The sequence below is a fragment of the Streptococcus sp. CL8.13 genome, assembly GCF_049737895.1.
Map to the genome: position 1 here is coordinate 1 of NZ_JBKOTT010000061.1, position 5,331 is coordinate 5,331.

Below are 5,331 nucleotides of genomic sequence, written 5' to 3' on the forward strand. Positions count from 1 at the left end.
CAGCCATTCGTATGAAGGGGGAACAACGTATCCCAGCTGTTGAAGAAGAAATCAGGAGAATGGGTCGCGATGTCAAGAATTTCGTCGAAGCAGCCCTTGAACTCTATCTGAATGGTTCAGTGGACCAGGCCTATGAAGTAGCAGCTATGGATGAAAAAATCAACCATTACTTTGATAGCATTCGTGAGTTGGCTACGGAAGAAATCAAGAAAAATCCAGATGCTATCGTTACAGGACGTGATTACTTCCAAGTGATTGCCTTCTTGGAACGTATTGGAGACTATGCAAAAAATATCTGTGAATGGGTTGTTTACTTTGAAACAGGTAAGATTGTCGAACTATAAAATAGATTCATTCTGTATAAAAAGGAGCTGGAAATCAATAGATAGCTCCTTTTATTGAATGAAAAAAATATTTTTAAGATAAAAATTCAAAAAACACTTGACAAGTATCTTGGATAGCGTTATAATTATACAAAATTAACAGAGAGGTTGTTTATTTATGAAATCAAAAAAATGGATATTTGTTTTATGTAGCTTTCTTGCAAGTTTCCTCTTAGTAGCTTGCCAGTCAGGTTCGAATGGTTCTCAGTCAGCTGTTGAGGCCATTAAGCAAAAGGGGAAATTAGTTGTGGCGACCAGTCCTGACTATGCACCCTTTGAATTCCAATCTTTGGTTGACGGGAAAAACCAGGTAGTCGGTGCGGATATTGACATGGCTCAAGCTATCGCTGATGAACTTGGGGTGAAGTTGGAAATTTCAAGCATGAGTTTTGACAATGTCTTGACCAGTCTTCAAACAGGTAAGGCTGATCTAGCGGTTGCGGGAATTAGCGCTACTGACGAGAGAAAAGAAGTCTTTGATTTTTCAATCCCTTACTATGAAAACAAGATTAGTTTCTTGGTTCGTAAGGCTGATGTAGAAAAATACAAGGATTTAACTAGCTTAGAAAGTGCGAATATTGCAGCCCAAAAAGGGACTGTTCCAGAAGCTATGGTCAAGGAACAATTGCCAAAAGCTCAATTGACATCCCTAACCAATATGGGTGAAGCAGTTAATGAATTGCAGGCTGGAAAAGTAGATGCTGTTCACATGGATGAGCCTGTTGCTCTTAGCTATGCTGCTAAAAATGCGGACCTAGCTGTTGCAACTGTCAGCTTGAAGATGAAGGATGGCGAAGCCAATGCCGTTGCTCTTAGAAAAAATAGTGCTGATTTGAAAGAAGTGGTGGACAAGGTCATCCAAAAACTCAAGGATGACGGTACCTACCAAAAATATCTTGAAAAAGCGGCAAGCTTAACAGAAGTTGAAGAATAAGAAAAAGCAGAGTTGGAAGTCAATCCAATTCTGCTTTTAAATAGTTTAAAACCTTTTCTAGATTTTCTAAGGATACCTTGGCAAATTGATAAGGACAAGCATCCAAGTAAGCTTCTTCAAAGAAGTTTAAGCTCAGTTGGCTGTGTTTGAGACTGGCGATTTTAGGGTACTGTCTCAGATCTAGTAATAAACCATCATGTAGGGGAAAATGAGGAAGGGGACAAGGAGTGTTGGCTAGTCTTTCCTCGAGTTGTTTTTGGTAGTCTTCCTGATTGGACAAGCGAGCTAGCCGGTTTTTCTCAAACAGTTGACTATCAATATAGAGTGACAGGGCCTTTTGCATGATGAGGTTGCTGTCGTAATCTAGGATATTTTTGTAGGCCACAAAGGCTTCTTTGATAGCATTTGGAAGGATGAGTGCTGTAATCCGCAGGGCTGGAAAGAGGCTGGTTGAGAAGGACTTGATATAAATGACGCGCTCCTCTGTATCTAGATAGTGGAAGGTCTGGCCCTTTTTAGAGTCCAAATCCCCCAAATAGTCGTCCTCTACGATATAGACACCATACTTGGCAGCTAAGTCAAGAATAGCCCGTTTGTCCTGCTCTGAATAGGAATGCCCCAGAGGATAGTGAAATCGAGGAATGGTATAGAAAAACTTAATTTTTCCTGTCTTGAAGTGTCGCTCCAGCTCTTCCAAGTCAATTCCATCAATGCCTCGTTCAATCGTTTGATAGTCCAGACCTTGAGCAATCAAGAGGCGATTCATTCGATGGTAGGTCGGCTGTTCCACCAAGATTTCCTTAGCTTGACTAGGGAAGGAAATTTGAGAAAGGATAAACAAGGCTTGCTGAGTTCCAGAAGTCAGTACCAGTTGATCAGCCTTGCAGTAGAGAGCTTGGTCAAAGAGGAGTTTGTGAATAGATTGTCTTAAGTCTTCTAATCCTTCTTGGTTGTCATAGTAGTTGAAGAGGTAGTTTTCCCGACCAATCAAGGTTTCATTGATACAGAGTCGGAAATCGTCATAGGCACTGGCATGTTCGTCAGTGACTTCGATTTCTAGATCCTGGTGTTGCCCTTGTTCTAGGACATAGTAACCACTCTGGGGCTTGGCATAGAGGTATTGTTCGTGCCGTAATTCCAGCAGGGCTCGTTGAATGGTGTCCTTGCTACAGTGAAAGTCAAGGCTCAGTTGACGGATAGAAGGCAGGCGACTACCCGTTGGAAAACGTCCAGACTCGATACCGTTTTTCAGATAGGAAACAACCTCTTGGTACTTGCTTTGTTTCTTCATTCCAGACCTCCCTTGATTTTGTTACATTGTACCCTTTTTTTTCCTTCTTGGCAATGTCTAGGGTGTTTCTCTCGTTCACATCTAGGGGCAAATGTGGTATACTTAGGAGTAAGATTTATAGAATAATACTCTTCGAAAATCTCTTCAAACCACGTCAGCTTCGCCTTGCCGTAGATATGGGTACTGACTTCGTCAGTTCTATCCACAACCTCAAAACAGTGTTTTGAGCTGACTTCGTCAGTCTTATCTACAACCTCAAAGCAGTGCTTTGAGCAACCTGCGGCTCGCTTCCTAGTTTGCTTTTTGATTTTCATTGAGTATAACAGAGAAGAAAGAGAATGGATAAGAACGTGCAGGAACCAGTGAAATTATTTCAATACAATACCCTTGGAGCCTTGATGGCTGGCCTTTATGGTGGTACCATGACAGTAGGAGAATTGCTAGAGCATGGTGACCTTGGTTTGGGAACCTTGGATTCCATTGATGGGGAATTGATTGTCTTGGATGGCAAGGCTTATCAGGCCAAAGGATCAGGAGAGCAACCAGAAATTGTAGAAGTATCACCAGATGCTCTCATTCCTTATGCAGCAGTAGTACCGCATCAAGCAGAGGTCATTTTCCGCCAGCGGTTTGAGATGACAGACAAGGAATTGGAAGAGCGAATCGAGTCTTATTATGACGGGGAAAATCTTTTCCGCTCTATCAAGATTCGTGGGGAATTTTCACATATGCATGTGCGTATGATTCCCAAGTCGACACCAGAGACCAAGTTTGCTGATGTCGCAACCCATCAACCTGAATATCGTCGTGACAATGTGGTGGGAACCATCGTTGGTTTCTGGACGCCAGAGATTTTCCATGGAGTTAGTGTGGCAGGCTACCATCTGCACTTCATCTCAGATGACTTGACCTTCGGTGGGCATGTCATGGACTTTGTCATCAAGGAAGGGATTATCGAGGTGGGAGCGGTTGACCAGTTGGACCAACGTTTTCCAGTCCAAGATCGTCAATACTTGTTTGCTAAGTTCAATGTTGACGAGATGAAAAAAGATATTGAAAAGGCGGAATAGGAGAAGAAAATGACCATTCATATCATTATTACCATGTTGCTGTTGCTGGCTTTCTTGATAGGAAGCATTTGGTATGCCAAAAAGAAACACCAGATTAATCTAGCTGTCTTGGGCTTGGGGGCTGTTGCCTTCTTTGTCTCTTCACAGATTTTAGAAAAACTGGTGCATATCTTGGTTTTACATCCTCAAAAAGACGGTAGTATTGCCCTCTTGCGAGACCATCCGCTTGTCTATATCATCTATGGCCTAGCCATGGCAGCATTTTTTGAGGAAACTGCTCGTCTTATTTTCTTCAAATGGTTGGAGAAAAAGAGAAGTTTGGAAAAGGCAGATGCCTTGGCTTATGGATTGGGGCATGGTGGCTTGGAGTTGATTTTCCTAGGTCTTACTAGTTTGATTAATCTCTACATCGTTCTCTCAGCAGTTCAAACTCAGAATCCACAGGTCATGCAATTGCTGTCTGAAAATATGTTAAAAACCATTCAGTCACTTTCTGTCTGGCAGATTTATTTGCTTGGTTTTGAGCGAATTTTGGCTCTAGGTTTCCAATTGCTTTTGACTGTTTGGGTTTACCAAGCTGTTCGCCAGAAGAAATGGATTTATCTCCTAGCAGCCTATGGCCTACATGCCTTCTTTGACCTGGCACCATCTCTAGCCCAAGTTGGCTGGCTTACAAGTCCAGTCTTAGTTGAAGTCATTCTACTAGTTGAACTGATCCTAGTTGCCTATGGAACCAAGGCTATCTTTTGCAAAAAATCATAAGAAAAAGGGGGAAACCTCTTTTTTGTTTAAAATAAGTCCAAGATTTTTTTAGGGTCGTCAAATGGTCTTAAAAATGGTATAATGGAATGAATTTTGTAAAAGGAAGAGTGTCATGTCAGTAAAAGAAAAAATGCTGGAAATCTTAGAAGGGATTGATATCCGTTTTAAAGAACCCTTGCATAGCTATAGTTATACAAAAGTAGGTGGAGAGGCCGATTATTTGGTCTTTCCACGAAATCGTTTTGAGTTGGCTCGCGTTGTTAAATTTGCCAATCGAGAAAATATCCCTTGGATGGTTCTTGGAAATGCCAGCAACATCATCGTTCGTGATGGTGGGATTCGTGGATTTGTCATCTTGTGTGACAAGCTCAATAATGTTTCCGTTGATGGCTATACCATTGAAGCTGAAGCTGGTGCTAACCTGATTGAAACAACTCGCATTGCCCTTCGTCATAGTTTGACTGGCTTTGAGTTTGCTTGTGGTATTCCTGGAAGTGTCGGTGGTGCTGTCTTTATGAATGCGGGTGCCTATGGTGGCGAGATTTCCCTTATCTTACAGTCTTGTAAGGTCTTGACCAAGGATGGAGAAATCGAGACCCTGTCTGCCCAGGACTTGGCTTTCGGGTATCGCCATTCAGCCATTCAGGAGTCTGGTGCAGTTGTCTTGTCAGCTAAATTTTCCCTTGCTCCAGGAAACCATCAGGTTATCAAGCAAGAAATGGATCGCTTGACGCATCTACGTGAACTCAAGCAACCTTTAGAATATCCATCTTGTGGTTCGGTCTTTAAGCGTCCAGTAGGGCATTTTGCAGGTCAATTAATTTCAGAAGCTGGCTTGAAAGGCTATCGTATTGGTGGAGTAGAAGTCTCAGAAAAACACGCAGGTTTTAT

General features: G+C 42.2%; 6 protein-coding genes. 5 read left to right on the forward strand and 1 reads right to left on the reverse strand.

Annotation, left to right across the window (positions count from 1 at the left end; genetic code table 11):
* Positions 1 to 344 (forward strand): PhoU domain-containing protein (locus tag ACLNCN_RS03055; RefSeq protein WP_424844586.1); only part of this gene is annotated, 344 nt, incomplete at its 5' end.
* A 157-nt stretch (positions 345 to 501) separates the two neighbouring features.
* Positions 502 to 1,317 carry an ABC transporter substrate-binding protein gene (locus ACLNCN_RS03060; protein WP_424844587.1) on the forward strand — a complete coding sequence of 272 codons (816 nt, stop codon included), beginning with the start codon at positions 502 to 504 and terminating at the stop codon, positions 1,315 to 1,317.
* A gap of 19 nt (positions 1,318 to 1,336) precedes the next feature.
* Here the strand turns inward: ACLNCN_RS03060 and ACLNCN_RS03065 are convergent, their stop codons facing one another.
* Entirely contained in the window at positions 1,337 to 2,608 is a 1,272-nt protein-coding gene (locus tag ACLNCN_RS03065) for a PLP-dependent aminotransferase family protein (protein WP_424844588.1), read from the reverse strand.
* A gap of 338 nt (positions 2,609 to 2,946) precedes the next feature.
* Here ACLNCN_RS03065 and budA point away from each other — a divergent pair, with 338 nt between their 5' ends.
* The 3 genes from budA to murB all read left to right on the forward strand — a co-directional run.
* Positions 2,947 to 3,678: an acetolactate decarboxylase gene (budA, locus tag ACLNCN_RS03070; RefSeq protein WP_000360315.1), complete on the forward strand. Its 732-nt coding sequence runs from the start codon at positions 2,947 to 2,949 to the stop codon at positions 3,676 to 3,678.
* Positions 3,679 to 3,687: 9 nt separating this feature from the next.
* Positions 3,688 to 4,440, forward strand: a complete 753-nt coding sequence (locus tag ACLNCN_RS03075) for a YhfC family intramembrane metalloprotease (RefSeq protein WP_049488626.1) — start codon at positions 3,688 to 3,690, stop codon at positions 4,438 to 4,440.
* A 112-nt stretch (positions 4,441 to 4,552) separates the two neighbouring features.
* Positions 4,553 to 5,331, forward strand: a 779-nt coding sequence (gene murB, locus ACLNCN_RS03080) for a UDP-N-acetylmuramate dehydrogenase (protein ID WP_424844589.1), incomplete at its 3' end; no start/stop codon positions are given.

Coding starts and splice junctions, on each gene's coding strand:
- ACLNCN_RS03060 (WP_424844587.1), top strand. CDS start 502: ATGAAATCAAAAAAATGGATATTTGTTTTATGTAGCTTTCTTGCAAGT.
- ACLNCN_RS03065 (WP_424844588.1), bottom strand. CDS start 2,608: ATGAAGAAACAAAGCAAGTACCAAGAGGTTGTTTCCTATCTGAAAAAC.
- budA (WP_000360315.1), top strand. CDS start 2,947: ATGGATAAGAACGTGCAGGAACCAGTGAAATTATTTCAATACAATACC.
- ACLNCN_RS03075 (WP_049488626.1), top strand. CDS start 3,688: ATGACCATTCATATCATTATTACCATGTTGCTGTTGCTGGCTTTCTTG.